Raw genomic sequence first — 25,207 nt, forward strand, 5'->3', positions numbered from 1 at the left:
GGAGCTACTGTTTTGAATCCACGTGTCTTCATCTTGGCGATTGCAACCTTTGTCGTAGGTACGGTGGAATTGATTATCGGCGGTACGCTCGACCTGATCGCTCGTGATCTCCAGGTCTCGATCAGTACAGCCGGACAATTGATCACCATTTTCTCGCTTGCCTTTGCTGTTGCCGCTCCTCTGCTCCTGCACCTTACCAGACGCGTTGAGCGCAAACAGTTATATGTGTATGCATTGGCTGCCTTTTTCCTAAGTAATGTGCTCGCTGCACTCAGTCCCAACTACGCTGTATTAATGACGGCGCGTATCCTAAGCGCAGCAAGCAGCTCCATCTTGATCGTCCTGTCGATCACCATCGCGACGAGTCTTGTAGAGCCTGCATACCGCGGTCGTGCGATCGGCGTCATTTTTATGGGAATTAGCGGTTCACTTGTACTCGGTGTCCCTGTCGGTCTTGCGCTGGGGAATGCATTCGGATGGCGCGCTCCGTTTTGGCTCATTGCAGCGTTAAGCGTCGTCGCGATGATTTTCATCCTCTTGTTTTTGCCAAAAGTCCAGACAGCACCGCCTGTTCCGCTGCGTGACCAGATCACGATCCTGCGTAGCGGCAAGCTTTTGAGCGCATTGTTTATCGTCTTGTTAATGCTGACGGGTCACTTGACGCTGTATGCCTACTTCACACCATACCTGCAGACAACGATGGATGTTGACGGAAATACACTGAGCTTGATCTATCTCTTGTTCGGAATCGCTGCCGTCGCAGGCGGAGGTATGGGCGGATGGATTGCAGACAAATGGGGGGCAACCAAAAGCATTCTGTTCATCATTCCTGTGTTTGGAGTGATCATGTGTGTCTTGCCGTTTTTCACGGGCTCTCTTTATTTGTTCTTGCCAATCATGGTGATCTGGAGTGCACTGAGCTGGGCCATTTCGCCGGCACAGCAAAATTATTTGATCTCCTGCTCACCAGCTACAGCAGATATTCAGTTAAGCTTGAATACTTCTGCTCAGCATTTAGGTATCGCCTTCGGTTCACTGGCTGGCGGACTCGTGGTCGAACGATCATCCGTCATCTACACGCCTTGGGTGGGAGCCGTGTTCGTTCTGCTTTCGTTCGGATTTGCCTATTACTCCATCACACGTCCATTTCCCTCACAGGAAAGCCAATTGGAGCAGCCTATATCAGGACAAAATGCATAACAATCGCAAAAAGAAAAGCCGTCAAATGTCTGACGGCTTTTTCTCATCCTAGAATCGCTTTCGTTATTTGCTTATTTCACTGGCAGCCGGACGGTAAACCTCGTAATTCCACGCTCGGACCAAACCTCAATGTTCCCCTTGTGCTTGTGAACGACGGCGGCAACGATCGTAAGACCTGTTCCACGCCCGCCACATTTTTCTTCTGTCTTTGTGGTAAAACCATGTTCAAAAATATACGTACGTTGTTCCGGCGATATTTCTGCCCCTGTATTCTCCACGCAAAAAACAACTTGTTCACCATCACAGCAACAAAAAATGCTAATCCGCTTTTCCCCGTCCGCTACTTCCGTTGCTTCAATCGCATTATCAATCAGATTTGATAAAATTTTGATGAGATCAATGGAAGGAATGCTATCAATTGGATCTGCGCATTCTTCAAATTGCATCACGATTTGCTTGGACTTGGCCTGCTCCCATTTGGTGTGAAACAGCACCATCAGGGCAGGGTTCGCAATCCTCCCGGTGAGATCCAAGAGCTTGGTTTCCTTCAGCAAAGACTGCACGTAATCTCGTGCTTTTGGATAATATCCGCATTCGATCAAACCGTACAGTACCTGCATATGATTGACGAAATCATGGCGAATGGAGCGAATAGAACTAATGACCGAACGCAATTCTTCCTGATAGGCTTCCTCCGTCTCGCCAACCGCAGCCTTGATGGCACGTTGGTACCAGCGTTGCATACACAGAATCAACAAGATGAGTGCAACGACAAAAAATCCTTGGAAAACAAAGACAGGAATACTGCTGCGGACGACATCATTTCCGATGTCTTCCACGATGGCCACGTCCGTATCAACTCCGATAATTCCGATGATTCGTCCTTCTTGATCTCGAAGTGGTGCGCCCGCAGACATGTAGACTCCATAATCGGGGTCCCTAATAATATCTGAATAGTACGTCGACCCTTGGTAGATCGTTGTGATTTGCTCGGCAGATAAATATGTAGGGACACCGATCTCAAAGTTTTGATGCGCATTTGGAGGCCTTGCTACGATCAGTGCACGACCGCTCTTCATGTCCTCGCTTATTTGAATCGTGTATAAATACAGCAAGCCAAACTGCTCTCGTGCCTGATTTAATTGCTGTTCAATTCGTTTATAGGCGGGGTTCGTTTTTACCGGATTGCGCAAAAACTCCTGGTATACTGCAACGTCTAGACTATCTGCAATAGCCGTAGCAGCATTCATGCTTTGATTTGCGATGGAGAGTCGGACTGATTGAATCGTATTAAAATAGGAAATCGCAATACTTACACAAGTCAAGATCAAAACAAGGATGCCAGAAACGAGCATAATGATCAGAATTCTAGGATTTTTCGGGTGTGGACTCGTCATAATCTCCTCAATCAATCGTGTTCTTGACATCGTTTATGATATGTTCAAAAAGTCGTCTTTTGATTACATAGTTGTACGAAAAACACGACTTTTTGAACATGTCCCCCTAACATTCTAGAGATTTCTTATGGAAATGTCTACATCCTATGAACTAACAGGCAGTATACTTATTGAAATCATACATTGAAATATGATTCGGAATATTTTTATAATAAGTCGAATACGAAATACCAATCTCTTTCCCTAGGAAAAAGGAGTGGGTTCGATGGAAGAAAAGCTGTTTGCCCGACTACAAGAGATTTATCCAGAGCTTGTTGCATTCCGACGTGATTTGCATATGTATCCCGAGCTTTCCTTTCAAGAGGAAAACACGGCAAAAAAAGTAGCAGACAAGCTGGCGTCTTTCGGTATTGAAGTACAGACAGGTGTAGGCGGCATGGGTGTTGTCGGTCTACTGAAAGGTGGAAAGCCCGGAAAAACAGTTGCTCTGCGTGCTGACTTCGATGCCTTGCCCATTCAAGATGAAAAAGAAGTACCGTACAAGTCCCGCATTCCGGGTGTCATGCACGCATGCGGACACGACATACATACCTCCGGACTTTTGGGAGTCGCGCAAGTATTGAGCGAGTTCCGCGATGAGCTGCCAGGAAATGTGGTATTCCTGCATCAGTTCGCGGAAGAGCTGCCACCAGGTGGTGCCAAAGCCATGGTCGAGGCTGGCTGCCTGGAGGGAGTCGATGTCGTGTATGGTGCTCACGTCGCTTCTGACCTTCCCGTAGGCATTGTCGGGATTGGCACGGGCTACGTAACAGCAGCGGCAGACAGCTTCGAGATCACGCTATACGGAAAAGGCGGTCACGGCGCTTACCCCCATACTGCTATCGATCCGATCGTATTGGGCAGCCAAGTCGTCATGAGTTTGCAGCAGATTGCCAGCCGCCAAGTCGATCCACTCAAACAGATCGTAGTGTCTGTCTGCTCTTTCGTTGGAGGCGGTGAAGCGTTCAACGTCATTCCCGATCAAGTGAAGTTGAAGGGAACCGTCCGTACATACGACGAGGATGTGCGTACAGCAGCAGAACAATCACTGAGACGTATCGTGGAAGCGAACTGCCAAGCAATCGGCGCGACTTGTGAAATCGTATACCAACGCGGCTACCCTGCTTCCTGGAACGACGAAACGGAGACACCACTTCTAGACGCTGAAGCAAAACGACTTTTCGGTGAAGAGAAAGTGATCAAAATGCCCCCTGGTATGGGCGGTGAGGATTTCGCTTATTTTGCCGCGGAGCGTCCAGCTACCTTCTTCATGGTCGGTGGCGGCAATCCGGAAATTCAGGCTACGTATCCGCACCACCATCCAAAATTCGATGTCGATGAGCGCTCCATGATTCAAACGGGCCAACTGTTTATCGCAGCCTTGCTCGCGTATCAGGCTCGCCATCAATAAGCGCACACAGGTAAAGGCAAGGGCGATGAGCTCCTTGCCTTATTCATCACCGTCTGCTGTTCGTCGCTCATACCTCGTGGCCGACAATCCAGTCCAGTCTCTTGCTCTGGATACGGGCAGGGACTGTTTTTAGCATAAAATTACGGGCAGCGATGGCTAGCGGATTCTCCCATTGAGTGACTGCACCCATCAATCGAGAACCCTTCACAATCGCATTCGCTCGCTTCATCCGTTGCTCCTCATACATGCGCAAGGCCCGAGCCGGGTCCGTCTCCGCTTCTGCCAAGCTTCTCGCCAGCACGAGCGCGTCTTCCATTCCCTGGCCTGCCCCTTGCCCCAGATTCGGAAGCATCGGATGCGCAGCATCGCCTACTAATGTCACACGGCCATCGCTCCATCTCTTGAGCGGTGTACGATCATAAATATCATGACGCAAGATGGCGGCATCCTCTGTTGCCTTAATTACTGCACGCACTGGTTCATACCAGCCATCCAAACGCTGCAAAATCTCTAGCTTGCGCCCCAACGGCCCATCGCTTTCACCCTCTGGTGCATTCATAGCGGCAAACCAATGAATGCGATTGTTGCCGATATGGGAAAATCCGAAACGAATCCCCTTGCCCCATGCTTCAAAGCCTCCGCCTGATTCCAGTGGATACCGTGAGTCTGCGTAAGTCGCTATCCCGCGAATCGCCGTGTAACCGGAATATCTCATCTTCTCTTCACCGAACAGCCTCTTCCGAACACGAGAGTGAATGCCGTCCGCTCCAATCAAAATCGCCCCTCGTGCGCTTGTCCCATCCGCAAAAGCAGCTAGAACCCCTTCGGCTTCTTGCGTGAAGGAGACGAGCTGCTTGCCCAGATCCAGCTCCTGCGGCGAGATTTTTGCCAAGAGAGCCTGCTGCAAATCAGCGCGATGAATCAAGTAGCTATCTGCTCCGTACCGTTCTGCTTGTTCCGCAACAGGCAGTTCTACTAGCAAGTTTCCCTGCCAATCGCGAATCCGTGCGGAGCGGACAGCAGCACCAAGTTCGCGTACCTCCTGTCCCACCCCCAGCTTATCCAACGCTTTCATTGCATTGGCAGCCAACACAATGCCAGCACCGATTCCTTTATGCTCCTTCGCCTGCTCATAGAGCGTCACGTGCCAGCCTACTTGCTTCAATGCAAGTGCTGTTGAGAGCCCACTCAAGCCTGCTCCAACAATCAGTGCGTGTTTTTCACTGCTCATCGCATTTTCTCCTCATTAGAAAAGATTCATGCTCAAATAACGCTCACCCGTATCAGGCGCGATACATACGACCCGCTTACCCGCTCCCAGCCTTTTCGCGATGGTGATGGCAGCAAAGACCGAGGCACCGGAAGAAGGCCCCACGAGAATTCCTTCCATTGCTGCAAGCTGGCGCATGCTATGTAAAGCGTCCTCGTCTGCAATTTGAATAATTTCATCGTAGATGCTTGTATTGAGAATTTGAGGGACAAAGCCTGGACTCGTACCTACCAGCTTATGTGGACCAGGCTTTCCGCCTGACAAAACCGGTGAGCCTTTTGGTTCGACAACAGCGATGTACAGCTCCGGGAGTCTTTCGCGCAGTGCTTCTCCTGTTCCGGTAATCGTTCCACCCGTCCCAGCTGTTGCGACAAAAGCATCCAGTCGTCCATTCGTCTGTGCAAAAATTTCCTCAGCCGTCGTCGTTCGATGAATGTCCGGGTTTGCCTGGTTTTCGAATTGCTGGGGAATAAAGCTCCGCGGAATCTCCTTTTGCAGCTCCTGTGCTTTGGCAATGGCACCTGGCATCCGTAGCTCACTCGGTGTCAATACAACCTCAGCCCCATACGCTTTTAAAATGTTGATTCGTTCCTTCGACATGTTGTCAGGCATAACCATAATGGCGCGATAGCCTTTAGCCGCGGCATTCATCGCCAAGCCAATGCCAGTATTACCACTCGTCGGCTCTATGATCGTATCGCCCGGTTGGATCAATCCCGCTTGCTCGGCCGTCAAAATCAGATTGTATGCTGCGCGGTCCTTCACACTCCCGGAAGGATTGAATTTCTCCAGCTTGACGAAAACCTCTGCAGCTCCTTCAGGAACCATGCGCCTCAATCGAACAATCGGCGTATTTCCAATCAATTCAGTTATGTTCTGGTAGACGCTCATCGTACTCCCCCCGGAAAATCATCTCTTAGTAATACTATAAGAATAATATAATTTTTCCGACCTGAAAACGAAAAAGGGTGTTCCAATGAGAAAAAGCTCCCAAACGAGAGCCCTTATCCTGCCTAAAAACCATACTTTGCTTTTGTCTGATTGATCACTTCTACCGCTTGTTGATACAGATTGTTGGCGGATGCTTTTACCTTTGCTTGCCCGCTTTTGTCAACGGACCCTTGGCGTGCTCTCGCCTGCGCGATTGAATCCGTCGCCGTCTTGATAGCCGTATCAATTGCTTTTTCCCGCTTCTCGGCATCTGGCACGCTCGCTTTAATTTCCGCCCAGATTGTTTGGATGTCCTTCATGTCGGTCTCCATAATAGCGATCATTTCCTGCATGTTTTTGCTTTTATCCTGGATCGAGCCATCCATGGTGTTCATCCCATCGACCAATACCTTCATACTGCCCAGTGTTCCTTGCATGACCTCGAATTCCATCATGCTTAATCCTGGCTGCTGCGAATAGGTACGAATCTCGTCCAAAAGTCTTTGCAGCTCTGCGACTTGATCACCTACAAACTGCGCTTCATCCGTAAATTGCAGCTCGTCCAAATACTTTGCCGTTTCAATCAGATCAGCCTCCAGCTTCCCTGTCTGTTCGACTTTTTTGGCGAAGTCTACACGCGCTGCTTCTTTGGCTCTTTGTTCTGCTACTTCTTTCTTTTTTACTTCTGCTTCCTCGTTAATACGCTTGGTTAATGTCGCCAATTTGCTTTCGTAGGAGCTTTTTTTCGTCGCAACAAGGCTCGTCAGTCCCTTATTTTCTTCCAAAAACAGCCCGTCAAATTCGAGCTCGTCCCCCTTCACTGTGCCAATGATATCCTGACCAGTTGCCGGATTTTTTAGTGTCAGCTGCTTACCGTCCATCGTTCCCTCCAGCAAGAGCGACTCGGTTTTTAGAACAGGGATGCTATCTTCCGTTTCGACGATGGAATCCGTCATTTCTACACTTACTTTCTCGTTATTCATCACGACACTCGTGTATAGAATACGCGTGTCGTCTTCGTACAAATACCCTTCCGCCAGTGTCACAGGACCAAAGAAACGATAGCCTGCGTATCCCAGCAATGCGACGATGACCAGAGCCATGACGATCATGATGCTTTTGTTTTTTCTCTTCATGCTGCGACCCCTTTACCCACATTTTCTATTACGTTTGACCTGTTTTTCCTGCCAAAACGTGCCATAGTTAAATGATACATGAATCGCGGGGGAAAACCCTATGAGTCTAAAGGCCAAAACTAGTAAAGACCTTTAATAACCGAACTTGTCCAGGAGAAGGCATTATAGACACAAAATGGATGTGTATACTAATGATTGGAACTAGCCTAGTCGATTTCGTGAATATTTTTCCATTTTTGTCATGAGCTTACTCCATGTTTCGATGATATTATTCATCTGATGTTCATTTTCCGGATCAACTATTTTATCAATTGTCAGAGTTTCGTTATGATAGATTTTTGCAAGTATTTTTTCACAATGTATGATTCCTTCGTATAATCCATCGATAACAACGGCCAATTCACTTGCTCTATTTAAAGCCTGTATTCTTGCAGCCTCAAAAGCAAACATTTTTCTAATGATCAGCGGTGGATGTGATTGGTTTCTTTGGATTTTTTTATGCAACTGTTCATATTCAAGAATGGAAAACAATCCATGTATTGAGAAGCCTAGTATTTTGAATATATCTCTTTTATTTGAGATAACTGAAAGCAAATTGTTATCCTTATATAATTGATTGATAACGATTTCAATTAATCGGCACATTGCAAATTCATCTGCGTTAATTTCCATCGCATATAATTCCATAACAGGAATGTCTAGATCTCCATTATTGTGAAGCATAAATGCACTACTTGTCTTCTTACTTACTGCTTGCCGATAATGACAATGCCCGTTGTACAAATGTCCTACTTCATGCGCGATAACAAATTTAATTGCCAACATCGCCATATATTCAGCTACAATATTACAATCTTTATTCGATGATACAGGAAACTTCACATTTATTTTCCGGTCAGGTCCAAACTTACTCACGATATTCAAGTTATATAATGTACTTGGTTCCCGAGAAAAGGGACCTACCGTGTGGTAAACAGCATTCATTGTATAGAACAACTCGTAAATCTTTAATATTAATCCCTCAGTCAGGATTATTTTTTCTTGATGGTCGTTAATCGCTGCTCCAGCATTTATCTCAGGATTCACTAGATAATCGTAAATGAATTGATATTGATTAGCTCGCTTGTTGTAACTATTCGCATCATCGTTGAAAAATTGTACAAGACCGATTGCGTAATCTTTGTAGTAATCGTATATTTTAATTTCCTCGTCAAATTGGCTAGTATAGTATGAAAAAGCTGTTTTCCCAAACAACGAAAAAAGATGCTCTACTTTTTCTCTATCATCAGTTAGCTTGTGAAAATCCTTCATTTTTCACCTCAAACCTGAATTTTTTTACTTGGATGAATCGCGTTCCATTTTTCTATCAACATTCTTTGATTTTTTTCTGCCCAATCCAAAATAAATTGATTATGCCTTTTCGTAAAATTGCTACTCAATTTTTTCGCTGGGTATATGGCAAATGACCCCTCGTACTCTGCTTTTTTTACATGGAAATGGGGGAGTTGATGGTTATTCTCTTTGGTTCTCAGCTCGAAGAAAAATCCTTCTATCTTATCTAATGTTAAAGGAAAAAAATCCTCAGGCAGTTGCTCCCACTCACTATTTTCCTCAAAGTTCAATCCTTCTTCTAACTCTTGCAATACTTCCTCAAAATCATCATGCTCTGCATTGCTCATTGGCTTTGTCATATATGCACCTTACCCTCTCGTTTGAATTTTATTACAATTATACCAAATTGTTCTTTCATTTAAAAACTTCGCTCTCTTACCTTCCTACTCAGGAAAATAAAGAAAAAGCCGATGTCATTCAAACATCGGCCCCCCAACTCTCATTCTGTTATACCTCTACCATTTCACGCTCGGACGGATAGTACATGCCTGCTGCACCGAGCACACCTGCTTCTGCTCCGATCGTAGTCAACTGGATGCTCGCTTGGTTTGCCATCCGGGAGATGGAGCGCTCGCGAAGGACGTTCTTGGCTTCTGCAAGCAGCAGCTGTCCGTTCTTCATCACTCCGCCACCAATGACAATCACCTGCGGGTTGAACAGATGAATCAGATTGGTCAATCCGACCCCGAGATAATAACCCGCTTCCTTCATCAAGGTCATGCTCAGGATATCTCCCCGATCCGCTGCCTCTCCTACTTCTCTAGCAGTTATCCTGCCGAGGTCGTTCCCATTTTCAGTGAGCAACGAGCTCGTGACGCCCTGTAGAAGCTGTTCTCTTGCTCTACTTGCCAACGCCAGCCCAGACGTGTAATTTTCCAGGCATCCTCTATTCCCGCACGCGCAAAGCGGTCCTTCCGGGTCCATCGAAATATGCCCGAACTCCCCAGCACTATCGCCAACTCCGGTAATCAGCCGCCCTCCACTAATGATTCCTGCACCGACACCCGTACTGACCGTTACATAGATCAAGTCTTTGGTGCCTCGTGCATCGCCAAACGCCCACTCTGCTACCGCTGCTGCATTCGCGTCGTTGATCAGGTGCACGGAAACACCAAACCGTTCCTTGAGCATCGCGCCGATCGGCACATCGCTCCAGTTCAGGTTGCTCGCAAAGATGACCATTTGGCGCTGGGTATCAATAATACCTGCTGTCGCTATCCCGATCCCGCGAATGCGAGAGATGCCTATTCCACTATCGTCCAGAACGGATTGCACCAAATTACCGATGCGTCCGATGACTGCTTCCGCTGACTCTTCTGTTTGTGTCGCTGCGTTCGCCTGACTGAGGATGTTGCCATACTGGTCGACGATCGCGGCCATGATCTTCGTGCCTCCCAGATCAATCCCGATGGCATATGGTTTGTCTTGATTCATCACGCTTTCACATCCTTGCTGTCAGTTCACTACTGGAAAATGGCGTCCAACGCTTGGGAGGTATGCGCGATTAATTGCTCGGGCAGTTGGCTGTAAGGCGAGATTTCCGGGATGATGTAGCCGTTGTACCCGATCTCACGCAACGCTTCTACGACACGGTTCCAAGGAATATCGCCAGCAAGTAGCGGCACAAATCCTGTAATATTGCCTGTCGACGTCTTGAAATCCTTGACATGGACAGCCAGAATTCGCTTACCCAGAATCCGAATCCATTGCTCGGGAAAACCGAATTGCAGCACATTGCCTACATCAAAGTAAGCGCCCACCCAAGGACTGTCTACTTCATCGATCAATCGCGCCATTTCGAGTGGACTGAGCAAAAATTTATTCCACACGTTTTCGACGCCGATGTATACCTGATGCTGCTCCGCTGTTTTCGCCAGTCGCTGCAATGCTTCACGTGCCCGCTCGTAGGCAGTATCATACGACACCTCAGCCGTTACTAGACCAGGGACGACGAGGACCGTCCGTGAACCAAAAATACTTGCCGCCTCTATCATTTTCTCGACAACTCGAATACCTTTCTCGCGGATCGCTTCCTCATTGTGCGTCAGCGGATATTTCCATAAAAGGGCCGTAGAGACGCTTGGCAGCTCCAATCCTAGCCCGCGAGCCTCGTCCGCCAGCCCCTTCATTTCCTGCTCTGTCATCTCCAGATGAAAGGGAGCGTCTCCCTCGTCCAAGTTCAGTTCTACCCCTAGATAGCCATGTGCTTTCGCCTGGCGAAACATTTCTTGCACACTCGTTTCCTTCGGGAAGCACCAAGCATTAATTCCCTTTTGAAAAGCCATGCGCCTCACTCCCCTTTTCCCATAATTGTGACTGGCTTCCCTTGCTCAGCCGATTGATTGGCTGCCAAGGTTACTTCCAACGTCTTTCTCGCTGATTCATACGGAGACAGAATCAAGCTGCGATCCTCTGTCAGGATCGCGGTAATAAACGCACGATCCTGCTCCATGTACATATCGACCGTGCTCTCGGAAGTACGTGTTCCTTGCTCATCCATAATCGTCAATTGCTTTCCGTCAATCGTGACACGGAAGTCTTTGCCCATGATCTCGACATTTGTACGGTGATCTGTTTGGATAAAGCACGTATCCAGATGCCCAAGTGCCCCGGATTGTAATACCATACTGATGGAAGACACATCTGGGATATCGATGTTTGGTACATCACGCGAAACAAGCAAAGCCATATGCGCATAGACCTTCTCAATGTCTCCAGCCAAATACCGCATCATGTCCAGCGTATGTGTCGCCTGCTCTACCAGCTGGCCACCTGATTTCCCCATTTCCCTCCACCAAGGTGTCGTAACGAACTTGGTCAAATAATGGCCGCGGACGAGTGCAATGGACTTGTCTCCCAAGTACGCTTTCGCTTCTTGTACGATATCGAGATAGCGCAGGCAATAACCAGTCGCGGTAATAATCCCTGCCTTTTCAATCGCTGCTTGCTTTTCTCTCACCTTCTGCATGTCGAGTCCGATTGGCTTTTCCACAAATAGATGAATGCCTTTCGCAGCAGCCGTTTCCTCAATTTCCTCATGCGCAAAAGGAGGGACACACACAAACAAAGCATCCAGCTTCTCCGCCTCTAGCAGCTCACGCCAAGAGGTGTAGCCATGTGCACCAATGCGCCGAGCCGTCTCATTCACTGCCTCACTGTTCACGTCGCACACAGCAACGACCTCTACACGTTCGTCCGCAAGCAAGCCCTTCAAATGATGCTGCCCGATACCACCTACGCCGATCATGCCTACACGTACACTCATGCGTCATTCACCTTCCTAGCGTAATACTACTGGTTGCTTCTGTTCAGCGGATTGATAAGCCGCGAGTGCTACTTCTACAGCTCGCAAGCCGTCTTCACCCGTAATCGACGGCGCTTTCTTTTCACGCACGCTGGTGACGAAATCTTTGACCAGCTGGCTATCCATGTCATCGCCCCAGTTGACCCACCTCAAGCCCTTCTCATTGGAATAGACGTCCAGCTTCTGGGAAAACGCGTCGAGCGAGATCGTGCCTTCTGTCCCGATAATTTCCATCGTAACGTCGCCCCATGTCGGGAACGCCTTGTTGCGAGACCAGCTGCAATCGAGTGTGGCAAATACACCGTTCTCAAATTCCATCGTCAAAATGCCGCAATCGTCAATCGGGGTATCGGAAAACTTGCTGTCAACCTCCGCGTAGACCTCACGCACTTCAGAGGCCATGAACCAGCGCATCAAATCAACCACGTGAACCGTATGATCAATCACTGCACCGCCGCCGGATTTCGCCGGATCGACGAACCAACCGCCAGGATTTTGTCCACGATTCGTGCCCCGGATCGCCATAATACGTCCGACCTTGCCTTGCTCCACCAGTTGCTTGGCTCGCACGACAGCCGGATGGAATCGGACAGGGAATGCAGTCTGCAAAATAACGCCTTGCTCACGGCAAATGTCGATCATCTCTTGAGCAGCCTCTGCGGTAGTGGCAAGCGGTTTTTCGCACAGGATGTGCTTGCCAGCCTTCGCTGCCGCTAACGTATGCTCTTGGTGCTTGGCGTTTTCCGAGGTGATGATGACTGCATCGACATCCGCAGCGAGCAGTTCATGATAATCCGAGAAAAACGGAACGCCAAACTTCTCAGCCGCCGCCTTTCCACGTACTTCATCCTCGTCTGCTACACCAACTAATTGAACCCCTTCCAAATTCGCAACTGCATTTGCGTAGCTGTATGCATGCATATGTGCAACACTGATGATTCCGAGTTTCATGTCCAGTCCCCTCCTACTCCAAAGTTACGGGTTTGCCCGTTTCGATTGACACAAGCGCAGCACGAGCGATTTCTACCGCTTTCACGGCGTCTTCTGCTGTCACGAGTGGCTCCAGATCACGATCGATGCACTCGATGAAATGCTTCAGTTCTCTGAAATACGGGTTCTCACGCAACGGACTCTCCGGAACGGCGACTCCGTTCATGCCTGCTTGCTTCGAGCGGTTCACGGCTACCAACGGCTTATCCTTCGAGCTGTCGTAGGAAATGATGCCTTCCTTGCCTGCCAGCTCCATTTTCATTGCGAAGCCTTCATGCGCCCACGAGCCTTCCACATGCGCAATCATCCCGTTCTTGAAGCGCAGCGTAACCAGTGCGTAATCCATCCGGGCAAATCCTCGACCAAGCAAGCCTTTCGCGTACACTCGCTCCACATCCCCGAAGCACCAGCGCAAAAAGTCAAAATCGTGAATGATCATATCTAAGACAAGGCTGCCACTGTTTTTGTAGTCCGCGTACCAGTCGTTCCACGCTGTAGGGAAGATACCACCGCGGAACGTACGTGCCACACCGACATTGCCAATCGCGCCGTCATTAACCAGCTGACGGGACTTTTCGTATTCCGGGAAAAAGCGCAGAACGTGTCCGACGAACAGCTTGACGTTTTTCTCCCGGCAATAATCGACGATAAAACGAGCCTCTTCCTTATCACGAGCCAACGGTTTTTCGCAAATGACATGCTTGCCTGCATCCGCAGCCTTTTGCACATAAGTCTTATGCAGGTACGTAGGCAAACACACGTCTACGATGTCTACCTGCGCCAGCTTTTCCATGGCTTCTTCATAGCTCGCGAACCATTCCGTTTTTGTTTCTGCGGCTAATTCCTGTCCGCGTTCACTGCGGATATCGACGATCCCGACCAGCTTGACGTTTTCCATGGCAGCATACGATTTCGCGTGAACAGTCCCCATGGTGCCTGCTCCGATTACCAGAACATGATGCATAATGGTTTTCACTCCTTTTTTCGAAAATAACTATTTGGACCCAGTTAGGGTAATTCCCTCAACAAAATGCTTCTGCAAGAAAATAAAGACGATGATCATTGGCCAAATGGCAAGAACGGAGCCCGCCATCAAAATCGGGTAGTTCGTCAAGTTTGTGTGCTCGCCCGTCAAGTAAGCAAGACCCGCGGAGAGCGGCATTTTATCTGGTGTGCTGTTGACGATCAGCGGCCACATCAAATCATTCCAAGACCACAACGCAACGAAAATAGCGAGTGCGATCAATCCGGGCTTCGCCAGCGGCAGCATAATTCTCCAGTAAATCTGGAAATGGTTGCAGCCGTCGAGCTTCGCCGCTTCTTCCAGTTCTTTTGGCAGCGACATGAAAAACTGGCGCAGTAGAAACGTACCAAATGCACTGAACAATCCCGGTACAATCAATGCTGTCAAGGTGTTCAGCCAGCCAAGCTCTTTCATGATCATAAATTGCGGGAGCAGAAACACCTGACCTGGAACCATCAATACGGTCAAGAACAGGATGAACAAAGCATTTCTCCCCGGAAATTCAATTCGTGCGAATGCGTACGCCGCAAGCGAGCAAAGGAATACTTGCCCGACTACCTTCGCCACGGTTGTGATCACGGTATTCCAATAAAAGTCCAAGAACGGCAGCATCTCAAAAATATGGGTGTAATTCTCCCATTGATACTTGGTCGGCAAAATGACCGGTGGTACCTGTGTCGATTCGCCCAGTGACTTGAGAGACGTGAGAACCATCCAGACGAATGGCGCAATCATCACGAGAGCACCTGCAATCAACAGCAGATGAATCAACAGCTTCTTGGTCGTTTTATTCCGACTCGTATAAACACTCATTCCATATCCCTCCCGTCTGTCCAGCGCAGGTTAATCATAGTGAACCCATTTTTTCTGCAATTTCATTTGAATAGCCGTTACGATCAGGATCATCACCAGCAGCACGACGGCAACTGCGGCCGCATAGCCACCATTTCCCGATTCAAATCCATTGGTAAAGAACAAGTACGCCATCGTCTGCGTCTGCTCTGTTGCCGGATTCCCCATTTTGCTTCCAAGCATCAGATAAATCAGGTCAAATACTTGAAAAGCCCCGATCAGGGAAGTGATACTGACGAAAAAGATCGAAGGAGTCAACAGCGGCAATGTAATCTTGAAAAACATGCGAATCGGTCCCGCACCGTCAATTTCTGCTGCTTCGTAATAGCTTCTCGGGATGCCTTGCAGTCCAGCCAGAAAAATCACCATGTTATATCCGATGGAGCTCCAGACGGCAACGATAATCACCGCATACAAAGCGATGGCAGGATCAGATATCCAGCGCGGACCTTCAATCCCCACCAAGCCCAGCAAATAGTTGATCAGACCGTAGTCAGCGTTGTACAACCATCTCCACACCATCGCTACCGCGGCCGCCATTGTCACAACGGGCAAGAAATACAGAGTACGATAAATCGTAATCCCCCTAATTTTCTGATTAAGAAGGACAGCGATGAAAATGGAGATAGCGATACCTACTGGAACCGCGATCACTGTATAAATAAGCGTGTTTTTCAGCGCGATCCACAAGTATGGGTCTTTAATCAACAGCTCGTAATTATGTAAGCCAGCCCACTTGTATTTGCCGAATCCTCCCCATTTGGTAAAGCTCAAATAAATGGTTTGCACGATCGGCCACAAGTAGAACACACTCAACCCGATCAGTGTGGGAGCAATCATGAGGTACGCCCAGAACCAATCATTTCTCTTCATGCGATTCAACGATTTTTTCGTTTTTTGCTGGACGGCGGCGTGCATTTCAGGCTGCAACTGGCTGCTCATCGCATTCATTCCCTCCTGACATAGGCTTTGAAAAAGGATGGCCTCGTCCATGATACGAAGCCATCCATCATGGACCTTTTATTCTTGACTCAGCATTTCGTTCATTTTTTGCGCGAGCTCTTTCGATGCATCCTCTACGCTCATTTGACCAGCCCAAGCCTTGGTCATGAGCTCTGTTTCGAGCTTGGCCCACTTCGCCGTGTCTTTCGAGATCGGATACGGTTTCGCTACAGCTGCCTGATCAATAAAAATTTTCAGATTAAAGTTCGGCATGGATTGTACCCATGTATCCTGTGTTCCGTTAAACGCTGGAATTGCAGCACCCGATTTTGCCAGGATTTCTGCCCCTTCTTTAGAGCCCAAGAATTTCACGAACTCCCATGCTTCCTTCGGATGCTTGGTATTAGCAGAAATCACGTTGCCCAAGCCGTGAATGACGCTTGTATTCTCTTTACCTTTCGGGAGATACGTCACGTCCACTTTGTCTTTTGTATACTCATTCTTATTAAAAGCAGAAGCCATCCATGATCCGTTGTACATCATCGCAACCTTGCCTGATTCAAACAGCTGTGTTGCCTCTGTTTCCGACATTTGCGCTGCGGTTGGCGATGATTTTTCGTTGATCAGGTCTGTCCAAAACTTGAGACCTTCGATTGTTTCCGGTTTGTCATAGCCCGACGTTTTCTTGTCTTCCGAAATGATATAGCCACCGCTTTGATAGATTGTATTATAGAAGCCGTCTTGTCCATAAGGAGGTGCCGCAATTCCCCACACACCTTTTTTCTCGTCCGTCAGCTGTTTAGCCGCTTCCTTCAGCTTGTTCCAATCCCAGGTTTCATCTGGATATGGGACTTTTGCGTCGTCAAACAGCTTCTTGTTGTACCAAAGGCCAATCGTGTCGAAATCTTTCGGTAGCGCGTAGTTTTGTCCATCGTAGGTGTAGAGATCAACGAGAGCTTTTGGATAATTGTTCAAATCGATGCCATCAGCCTTAATTTGGTCTGTAATTGGCAAGAGCATGTCATTCGCTGCATATTTGATGATGCGCGGACCATTTATCCAAAAAATATCCGGCAAGGTGCCACCCGTTGCGGCTGCCTCCATCTTTGTCCAGTATTGCTTGTTAGGCGTTAGCTCGATCTTGATGTCCACGTTCGGATTCTTTTCGTTAAACTTTTTCGCCATTTCCTCTATCGCAGGCATTTGGTTTTTGTCCCACAATGCGTATGTGAGCGTCACCTTTTCGCCTGAAGCAGCACTGTCAGTCGTTCCAGCTGGTGCGGAGCTCTGCCCACCGCCAGAACATCCTGCCACTGCTACCAAGAGAGCAGCCATTGCAATCGAAACCAACTTCTTCATCAGAAATCCCTCCTCGATTTACGTTCTCCTCTGTTACCCCCAAAATATTGCAAACGCGACACGCTTCCCTTTTCGACTCGCCCCCCTTCACCGATTGTTTACGCACCAACTTTCTTTTTCCAATGACCAAATAAAGTATCTAAAAAGATGTTACAAGCTGAAGTGGAAAACATCTTGTAACAAAACAGCGGCAGCAGCCTTGACCTCGAAATCAGCTCCCAACACCGTCGGACGGAATTCAAGACCTTCTACCATGGTCCCCATCGCTTGAACCATCACTTGTTTTTGGATGCGCTCAAACAACACCTGGTTGTCACGTATCATTTCTCCACCCAGAATGATCAGGCTCGGGTTGAACAAATTCACCAGATTCACAATTCCGATCGACAAGTACGAAGCGATCTCGTCGACGATGTCTTGGCATACCTGATCCCCTTGATGCAGTGCCTGGCGAAAGACATCAAATGTGATTCTTGTCATATCTCCGTCAGCCAAATCCATGACGAGTGTTTCTTTTCCGCGTGTAACAGCAGACAGTATGCCTGAGTAGATGGCTGGCCAAGCTACGTAGTTTTCCAAGCAGCCTACGTTGCCACAATCACAGCGCATGCCGCTTCGATCTACCGTCGTATGCCCAAATTCGCCTGCTCCACCACGGCTGCCCCGGAAAATGGAACCGTTTACAACAAGACCCGACCCAACACCTTCTCCTACCGTTACAAAGAGAAGATTGTCAGCATTCAGGCCACCGCCGAAGTTTTTTTCTGCCAGGGCGATTGCATTGGCATCATTATCGAGCCAAGTTTCTAGCCCAAAGCGCTCTTCTGCCATGTCCTTTAACGGAACATCATGCAGGCGCAGCTTGGAGTTGAAGCGGATGACCCCGCTCGCTGCATCGACAATCCCTGGTGCGATGATGGAAATACCCAGACAACGGCCGACATCATCCACCGACTGGAGAAAGCCCTCGATTGAATCCAGTACATACTGGATGATCAAATCACTCACAAGCCCAGCTTTTACCGGATAGATTTTCTTTTGCTTTGTCGCTGCTTCCAAATTCATTTCGGCAATCGTGATCGCTGTATTCGTAATGGAGACGCCAATCAAAAATTTCCCGTCTGGACAGAAGCGAACCATGATCGGCTTTCGGCCACCCTTTGACTCACCTGTTCCATCTTCTGCTACCATACCCTCACGAATCAGTTCATTGACCGCTGAGGTAACTGTCGTTGGACTGATGCCCTGCTTTTTGGCGATATCACTTCGCGAGATGGGCCCAAACTGGCGAATGGTGTCGAGTATAATAAAACGATTTAGTTCTTGGATTAATTTCAGATCTCCAGTTCTGCGCATCGTAATCGTTCATCCTTTGTTTTTCCAATGACTTTATAAAGTGATCATACTGAAATTTGTATTTTGTGTCAATTTGGTTTTTTCTTATATTTCAATTAATTTTTTCTGATCGAAAAAGAACCTCCCTTAAACAGGAGGCTCTTCTTTGCTTGTACTCTTATTCTGTGGACCCGTAGGAATAAAACTCACCTGTCAACGCATCTATTTTTGCATCGAACAACTGAGGCAAGGTATAGACGAGAGAAGCTTTGCCTTCCTCTTGCAAGGTATATTGCAGCTGCAACGGATATTTCTTGAGCAAAGCGGCTGCCGCTTTTTCCTGGGAGATTGCCTTCTTCGGATCAGGCATCACTCCATCGAGATTTTGATTGATATCCATCCCCATGACTTTCCCATTACTGCCGTTGATCGAGATATGCGTCAGCCAATCCTCTACAGGAATTCCTTGCTCATGCTTCACAAAATGGAAGGAGTATTGATTAGTACTTTCATGAAATTCTCCGGGCTGAAGTAGTAGCAGCTCGCCTGTACCCGCAGGAGCGATCTCAGCCAATTCATTCATGGCAGATTGCAAGGCCTGCTCTGACGTCAATTTTTTGTCAGATGCCTTTGGCGCACTTGTATCGATCACACTATAGTTCACAATTGAACCTGTTTTCGGTTCGATCAGCATGCTCCCAATCCATCCGTCTTCTGTCCTCCACGAATAATTGGTACGTCCCTCCCATTTGTTTGTTTTCCAGAAAGATTCGATAATCACGGGTTTTTCACCAGTCAAATCTTCAAAAAAGACGTTCCCTTTTGAAAAATCATAACCAGTACGCTGAGTCAGATACGTTTGTGCTTCTTCACGCGATTTCGCTACGTGCTGGCTGGTACCCTTTGGCTTCACATTCACTTTGCTATGGTAAGGCATATTCACGCTGTCTTTGCCGGACACAGCATCCAGCTTCCCGGAAAAAGCAGGGACGTAAAGAAGCTTGTATGTTTTTCCGTCTTGATCGAGGGAATACCGTAATTTCATATAGGTAGACAGCTGTTTCTCGGCTTTTTCTTTGGAAAGGATTTGATCCATTTTGGCAAAGGAGATTCTTTCGATATTGATGCCAAGGGATTTTCCTGTGATTTGCCCTTCGTGATCAACTTGTACCTGAATCATGTCGTCTGTGAAAGGAACCCCGTTGACCATGCGTACAAACTGAATTCTATTGGTTTGTCCATCGAAAACCTTCGCAACCCCATCCCCATCCAGCTGATAACCACCCATGTCTTCTCCGTACCACTTTTTCATAAAGGAAATGGCTGCTTCCTTTGATTTGTCGATCGGGTAAAGTGTTTGGCTTTTTTGGTTATATAGCTCGTGTTTGCCAAACTCAAGCAGGTCACCAGTATTTTTGTCGAGCACCAATGTAACGAAATCGGCTTTGTTTTCTTTAGACTTGTAGTTATTCACGAGCAAATAAGGAGTGTCTTTCAAAACTACTTCCGTAACAGGGTAATCTTTTACATAAGGGATGAGGCTAGCTGCTTTCTTTACTCCGTTTTCTACTAGCTTGCTTATTTCAGGTGTCATTTTTTCAACCATTTTTTCTGCTGTTGAAGTTGGCGAGCTGTCCCCTGCAAAAGCACTATTAGGAGCTGACAACGTTAGATTTGCAGCCATCAGGAGGAACATAGCGTACGTAACTTTTTTCATCATTTCTCTTCCTCTCGTTTGTTCATACTTGCTTTCCCGTATTCATTATTCGAACCACACTCTGTTTTGTTTCAATTTTCCTAAAAAATTTGCATAAAAAAGCCTTCGAAAGGAGTTGAATCGTCTTTTAACTCCCTAGCTGAGCCTTATTGCTTGGCTTTTTTCTTGTGTATGTTAAAATTTACAAAAAAGGGAAAAGGGGGGCGTTAGTATGAGTGAGCAGCCCTTTTGGTTTAAAGTGATAGCAACTGTTGTTGTTGTCATTGGAATACTAGCAGTACTAACGAGCGTTGTTTTTATTCAGCTATTATTTTTAGCAGGCTTAATCGTTATCTTTTCTATTCAAGGCGTATTCGCATGGCAGAAAAACCGAGACAAGGCGGTTATTATTTTTGGTGTGGTCCTATTACAAATCGTTTTTTTCGTTGATGCGATTAATGATTTATTTGCATAATTAAAAGGAAAATATTTCTTGATAACTATTATGAACATTTATATAATGATAGTGAATTTGGAATTTTAAGGAGGGGCTTCTATGAATACTGCTATCGCGATTCTTACTTTTCTTGGAGATCTCATTCCATTAATCGTCCAGCTTTTAAAAGCCTTTGCTTAATTTCCAAAAGAACAAAAAGGGGCGTTCCACCGTCATTTTCATGACTTGTGGGACAGCCCCTTCTCTATTTAATGCGTGTTTGTATTTCCTTCTGTTTCTTCTAAAACCTCTGCTTCCTCCAAAATCTCCTCACCTACATTACCATCGACTCCTTCTACTGCCGCTTGCTGTTGAACCTGCCAGAGAGCAGCTACATTTGTTGGCTCCCACCCTACGAGTGAAGTGTGTGGTTGCAGACATTTGTATACCTTGCCTTGATAGCTAACCAAATCACCAGCTACGTAGTTTACATTAGGCGCCCATGCTGGAGTCCCAGGATTTTGTGCATCCGTTTGGCCTACTACCTCGTTGCTCTTCTGAGATGCATTACCTGCCGCGTCCTTCGCTACTACAGAGAAGGTATAAGAAGTATTCGGCGTAAGTCCTGTAACAGTTGCCGTCGTAGTCGTTACGTCCGCAGCTAATGCTGTACCGTTGTAAATCTCGTAATTCGTCACCGCGATATTGTCAGTGGACGCATCCCAACTCAGACTGATACTCGTACCTGTTTTCCCTGTTATGACAAGATTGCTAGGTGTGCTTGGCGGTTGATTGTCTGGCTGAATCGTATCCGTCGTAATCGTTACCACATTACTTGCTGGTGAGTAGTTACCCGCTGCATCCTTGGCCTTCACAGTAAAATGGTAGGTCGTTCCAGCCAGAAGCCCGCTAACGGTAGCACTTGTACCTGTTACTGATGCCGCAAGCTGTGTGCCATTGTATACCTCATAGCCTGTGACGCCGACATTATCGGTAGCTGCTAGCCAACTCAGGCTGACGCTTGTAGATGTTTTGCCTGTCGTTTGGAGCGTAGCCGGCACTGTCGGTGGTTCATTATCGACTGGTGCTGTCCCACCCAGGAGATCACCATACACTTTGTCTAGCAGTCCTTTGTTACGGTCTCCGCTAAATTCCCAAAACATTGCGCCAGCTAATCCTTTTGATTTAATAAATGAAGTTTTATGTCCGATTGAAGTCACATCGTCATAGCTAATATATGTTTTCGAAGCCGGGTTGAAGAGATAGGGCACTTTTGCAGCGTCATTCCAGTAGCGTGTGAAACCATTTTTGTTCACATAATTATTTTGGATATCCGTGAAGTCAAGCATACCGGGTTCCCATGTTCCTATTGAAGGCCCTGTGCAATTTTGATATTCTCCATTGTTAGCCGTTGCGCAACCCGACCAGCCTCTTCCGTAAAACGGAAGTCCGACCACGAGCTTGCTAGAAGGAACCCCATCACGGAGATGACCCTCTACAGCCGTTTGGACATTGTAGGTTTGAGCATTTGGCAAACCAGCTGCTCCTGCTGCCGGGTCATAGGCCAACGGGGCGTTATGGCCGCTCTGCTTTTGGAAGGCGCCATAGAAGTCGTAGGTCATAATATTAATCCAATCCACGACCCGGGCAATATTTCCAAGCTCTGTATTTGCGGCATAGCTAGGGCTGGCACCAGAGGCTATCGTCAAATAGTACTGTTTGCCATCCGTTACCTCAGCCGCATCGAGTTTATTTCTGACAGCCTGTAGCAACAACGTATAATTTTGCTTATCTTCTGGACGTTTGCTGTTTCCAGGCAAGCCTCCTTCAACTGGGTACTCCCAATCGAGATCGACCCCATCCATCTGATATTTCCTAATAAAATCTACCGAGGACTGTGCAAATACTTCGCGTGCTGCCGGATCTGCCGCTACGTCAGAGAAGCGATTGGACCACGTCCAGCCCCCGATCGATATCAATGTCTTCAATTGAGGGTTTTTTTGCTTTAATTTTGCCAATTGATTCAAGTTTCCACGGATCGGTTGATCCCATTTATCTCCTGGAAAGGACTTTTGTACATCAATCCATGGATCTCCGAGAACAACCGTACCATTCGGGGCGTTAATATTGCCTACTTCATCCTGGCAAGCCCATGTCTGAGGATTGGGACCAGTTGGATCTGGGTTGCCGTGTCTTCCATTCCAGCAAATATCTGCAAATGCGTAGTTAATATGCGTTACTTTGGTTGGATCGACATCCGTTACATTGTAGTTTCGTCCATAAGCTGCCCACGAGGGATAGTAGCCAATAATTTTGTAATTGGATACAGCTGTTGTCTCCGCTTGATTTTCCTCTGCTTGCGCCGCCTGTGCAGCCATGGGCAATACTGAGGTGACAAGCAGGGCACCTATCATTAGCACATTCCTAACACATTTCTTGAATTTCATAGTATCCCTCTCGATCTTCATGGATTTAGTTACAAATCCATCTTATTGCGACTAATATCACGATATGCTAATACGTTTACATAAATGGTAATAATAGGGTATTTAGTCTTAAATGAACATAAAAAAACCCTCCCTTCCGACCAAGGGAAGAAAAGGGAGGCTGGGTGGACTGGGTTCAAATCTCTAGTTCACCAAGTCGAACGAGTTCGACTACTGCCTGAGATCGACCTTTGACACCTAATTTTTGCATGACATTCGTCGTGTGTTTTGAATTATTAAGATAACCATTTTGTTTGCAATTTTCATTTTGCTGGATATTTAATCTGCTCGACCAACTACACACGCGTTTCCGCAGCGGCTTCCTCCGGTGTCAGTCCAATGACCTCTGCAATCCTATGCAAGTCCTTGACGATCCTCGGCTCAGCAAAAAGTTTAGCTAATAGGTGTGAAAATGATGATGTGTGTTCAGTCCACTAGGTGGGGAACTTTTTGTTAAGCAAAGTGGTCAACATTTTGGTGATCGTTCACATCATGGTATGTGGATTTGTGAAGAAACTGGCGGCACTCACTTTAAAGTTGCGCAAATTCAAAAGTATACACCAAACACAAGAGTAGAACTTGTTATTGATGACGTGTATGCAATATTGAAGATGTCTTAATTGATGGAGGTAATCCTATTGGCACAAACTAAAACCGGTAGATTTTTACTACGTGTTAAGCGTTGAACTAATTTACAATATTTGTTATATTTGGGTTTGTTGTACTAATTAACCTAACGGAGGTAAAGTCTATGACGTTGAGAAATGTTGTACTGAACCTAATGCTAGTTGGTGCAATATCTATTTTGCCACTATCTAGTACGATCATTGCGCAAGGAAAAGAGAAAGACAGTAAAGTGCGTTATGTTACTCCTATTGATGAAGATGAATTCTGGGATAGAATGGAAGCTCAGAAGCGAATTCCTAAGTTAATCAAGTATTTAGAAAAAGAATTCGATGAAAATTATGCAGGGCTATATGTTGATCAGGAAAGCGGAGGAGTCATTCATATTGGGTTTCATTCAATTCCCGATGAAGAAGAGCTAGATGAAGTTGAAGACATATTAGGAGAAGGAGTCGAAGTTCAGTATGACGAAGTGAAATATTCTAAAGAAGATTTGGATGAAGTAGTTGAAGAGATTTCGGCGAGGATTGATGAATCCGAGGAAAACATTACAACAATCTCTACCAGTTTCAAAGATCAATCTGTAATAGTAGGCTATACCGAAGATGAAAGTGACGCGAAAGAAAGTATAGCAAATGGTTTAAATAAGAATTCGATTAGGTCAATCGATGTAGATGAGTCATTAATAAAATTTGAACAAACAGAGAAGATAGAGCCTAAGATAGATAGAGCACAAATAAAACTTAGACCAGTTCCAGGCGCTGCACAAATGAACTTCTCTGGAAGTGGATTTTGTACAAATGGCTTTTCAGCTAAGGATTCAAAAAGTTCGACCTATTTCCTAGTCTCTGCTGGACATTGTGCTTCAAAAACTGGTCAGCAAGTTTTCCAAAGTTATGATAAAGATAACCTGATTGGGACAGTTCACACTAAAATCTTCTACTGGGGGAGTTCAGTAGACGTATCCTTAGTTAAGGTTAACTCTAGTTTGACCACTCACAACATCTTAACTACATCAAGTAAAAATTATAATGAAGCAGGATATCAAATTATTGGTGAGCAGCTTAGTGATTGGGAAGGTATGGGAGTGTGCACATCATTAGGTCAGTCTGATACTCAAATGTGCGGATTTGTACAAGGAACAAATGAAAGTGTTTATGCTTTTGGTGGTCATTTGAAAAATCAGAAAAAGGTTGGACTTAAAGTTGTTAATGGAGATAGTGGATCACCAGTTGGTGCACCTGATTCAAAAAATACAAAGAAATTGTATTTGTATGGAATCGTTTCTGCTGCTAAGTCTAATGAAAGTGTAGCTTATTTGAGTTATATTGGTAACATAAAAGCAGAAACAGGCATTAAAACAATAACAGGTAAGTAGTTTTGC

At 46.6% G+C, this 25,207-nt stretch carries 21 protein-coding genes and 1 pseudogene; 4 read left to right on the forward strand and 18 right to left on the reverse strand.

The window, feature by feature from the left end; all coding sequences use genetic code 11:
- Positions 1-12 precede the first annotated feature (12 nt).
- Positions 13-1,200 (forward strand): MFS transporter, encoded by a 1,188-nt coding sequence (locus AB1L17_RS16595; protein WP_412845813.1) that lies wholly within the window; start codon positions 13-15, stop codon positions 1,198-1,200.
- Positions 1,201-1,271: 71 nt separating this feature from the next.
- Here AB1L17_RS16595 and AB1L17_RS16600 read toward each other — a convergent pair whose 3' ends face one another.
- Positions 1,272-2,597, reverse strand: a complete 1,326-nt coding sequence (locus AB1L17_RS16600) for an ATP-binding protein (RefSeq protein WP_412845812.1) — start codon at positions 2,595-2,597, stop codon at positions 1,272-1,274.
- Positions 2,598-2,862: 265 nt separating this feature from the next.
- Here AB1L17_RS16600 and AB1L17_RS16605 point away from each other — a divergent pair, with 265 nt between their 5' ends.
- Entirely contained in the window at positions 2,863-4,047 is a 1,185-nt protein-coding gene (locus tag AB1L17_RS16605; RefSeq protein WP_412845811.1) for a M20 metallopeptidase family protein, read from the forward strand.
- Positions 4,048-4,114: 67 nt separating this feature from the next.
- Here the strand turns inward: AB1L17_RS16605 and AB1L17_RS16610 are convergent, their stop codons facing one another.
- From AB1L17_RS16610 to AB1L17_RS16680, 15 genes are all read right to left on the reverse strand, one after another.
- Positions 4,115-5,278: an FAD-dependent monooxygenase gene (locus AB1L17_RS16610; RefSeq protein ID WP_412845810.1), complete on the reverse strand. Its 1,164-nt coding sequence runs from the start codon at positions 5,276-5,278 to the stop codon at positions 4,115-4,117.
- 15 nt (positions 5,279-5,293) lie between these two features.
- Positions 5,294-6,208, reverse strand: a complete 915-nt coding sequence (cysK, locus tag AB1L17_RS16615) for a cysteine synthase A (RefSeq protein ID WP_412845809.1) — start codon at positions 6,206-6,208, stop codon at positions 5,294-5,296.
- A gap of 122 nt (positions 6,209-6,330) precedes the next feature.
- A complete protein-coding gene (locus tag AB1L17_RS16620) occupies positions 6,331-7,383 on the reverse strand; it encodes a hypothetical protein (RefSeq protein WP_412845808.1) in 1,053 nt (350 codons plus the stop codon).
- Between the two features lie 201 nt (positions 7,384-7,584).
- Entirely contained in the window at positions 7,585-8,694 is a 1,110-nt protein-coding gene (locus AB1L17_RS16625; protein ID WP_412845807.1) for a phage exclusion protein Lit family protein, read from the reverse strand.
- An 8-nt stretch (positions 8,695-8,702) separates the two neighbouring features.
- A complete protein-coding gene (locus tag AB1L17_RS16630; RefSeq protein ID WP_412845806.1) occupies positions 8,703-9,074 on the reverse strand; it encodes a DUF4160 domain-containing protein in 372 nt (123 codons plus the stop codon).
- Between the two features lie 148 nt (positions 9,075-9,222).
- Positions 9,223-10,209 (reverse strand): ROK family protein, encoded by a 987-nt coding sequence (locus AB1L17_RS16635; RefSeq protein WP_412845805.1) that lies wholly within the window; start codon positions 10,207-10,209, stop codon positions 9,223-9,225.
- A 29-nt stretch (positions 10,210-10,238) separates the two neighbouring features.
- Positions 10,239-11,060 carry a sugar phosphate isomerase/epimerase family protein gene (locus AB1L17_RS16640; protein WP_412845804.1) on the reverse strand — a complete coding sequence of 274 codons (822 nt, stop codon included), beginning with the start codon at positions 11,058-11,060 and terminating at the stop codon, positions 10,239-10,241.
- A 5-nt stretch (positions 11,061-11,065) separates the two neighbouring features.
- A complete protein-coding gene (locus AB1L17_RS16645; protein WP_412845803.1) occupies positions 11,066-12,040 on the reverse strand; it encodes a Gfo/Idh/MocA family protein in 975 nt (324 codons plus the stop codon).
- A gap of 15 nt (positions 12,041-12,055) precedes the next feature.
- Positions 12,056-13,030 (reverse strand): Gfo/Idh/MocA family protein, encoded by a 975-nt coding sequence (locus AB1L17_RS16650; protein WP_412845802.1) that lies wholly within the window; start codon positions 13,028-13,030, stop codon positions 12,056-12,058.
- 13 nt (positions 13,031-13,043) lie between these two features.
- On the reverse strand, positions 13,044-14,033 hold the full coding sequence (locus AB1L17_RS16655) for a Gfo/Idh/MocA family protein (RefSeq protein WP_412845801.1): 990 nt from the start codon (positions 14,031-14,033) through the stop codon (positions 13,044-13,046).
- A gap of 30 nt (positions 14,034-14,063) precedes the next feature.
- Positions 14,064-14,906, reverse strand: a complete 843-nt coding sequence (locus tag AB1L17_RS16660; RefSeq protein ID WP_412845799.1) for a carbohydrate ABC transporter permease — start codon at positions 14,904-14,906, stop codon at positions 14,064-14,066.
- 30 nt (positions 14,907-14,936) lie between these two features.
- Positions 14,937-15,896 carry a carbohydrate ABC transporter permease gene (locus AB1L17_RS16665; RefSeq protein WP_412845798.1) on the reverse strand — a complete coding sequence of 320 codons (960 nt, stop codon included), beginning with the start codon at positions 15,894-15,896 and terminating at the stop codon, positions 14,937-14,939.
- Between the two features lie 69 nt (positions 15,897-15,965).
- Positions 15,966-17,246: an ABC transporter substrate-binding protein gene (locus tag AB1L17_RS16670; RefSeq protein WP_412845797.1), complete on the reverse strand. Its 1,281-nt coding sequence runs from the start codon at positions 17,244-17,246 to the stop codon at positions 15,966-15,968.
- A gap of 150 nt (positions 17,247-17,396) precedes the next feature.
- The gene (locus tag AB1L17_RS16675) at positions 17,397-18,602 is read right to left on the reverse strand and encodes an ROK family transcriptional regulator (protein WP_412845796.1); all 1,206 of its coding nucleotides are present in this window, start codon (positions 18,600-18,602) and stop codon (positions 17,397-17,399) included.
- A 157-nt stretch (positions 18,603-18,759) separates the two neighbouring features.
- Positions 18,760-20,301 (reverse strand): YcdB/YcdC domain-containing protein, encoded by a 1,542-nt coding sequence (locus AB1L17_RS16680; protein ID WP_412845795.1) that lies wholly within the window; start codon positions 20,299-20,301, stop codon positions 18,760-18,762.
- Positions 20,302-20,509: 208 nt separating this feature from the next.
- Here AB1L17_RS16680 and AB1L17_RS16685 point away from each other — a divergent pair, with 208 nt between their 5' ends.
- Positions 20,510-20,752, forward strand: a complete 243-nt coding sequence (locus AB1L17_RS16685; RefSeq protein ID WP_412845794.1) for a hypothetical protein — start codon at positions 20,510-20,512, stop codon at positions 20,750-20,752.
- 230 nt (positions 20,753-20,982) lie between these two features.
- Here the strand turns inward: AB1L17_RS16685 and AB1L17_RS16690 are convergent, their stop codons facing one another.
- Positions 20,983-23,181 (reverse strand): glycosyl hydrolase family 18 protein, encoded by a 2,199-nt coding sequence (locus AB1L17_RS16690; protein ID WP_412845793.1) that lies wholly within the window; start codon positions 23,179-23,181, stop codon positions 20,983-20,985.
- 154 nt (positions 23,182-23,335) lie between these two features.
- Positions 23,336-23,425 (reverse strand): annotated as a pseudogene (locus AB1L17_RS16695) (helix-turn-helix transcriptional regulator); the annotation flags it as partial.
- A 525-nt stretch (positions 23,426-23,950) separates the two neighbouring features.
- Here AB1L17_RS16695 and AB1L17_RS16700 point away from each other — a divergent pair.
- The gene (locus AB1L17_RS16700) at positions 23,951-25,201 is read left to right on the forward strand and encodes a chymotrypsin family serine protease (protein WP_412845792.1); all 1,251 of its coding nucleotides are present in this window, start codon (positions 23,951-23,953) and stop codon (positions 25,199-25,201) included.
- Positions 25,202-25,207: the final 6 nt, after the last annotated feature.

The organism is Brevibacillus jepli, assembly GCF_047229145.1.
Classification (GTDB): domain Bacteria; phylum Bacillota; class Bacilli; order Brevibacillales; family Brevibacillaceae; genus Brevibacillus.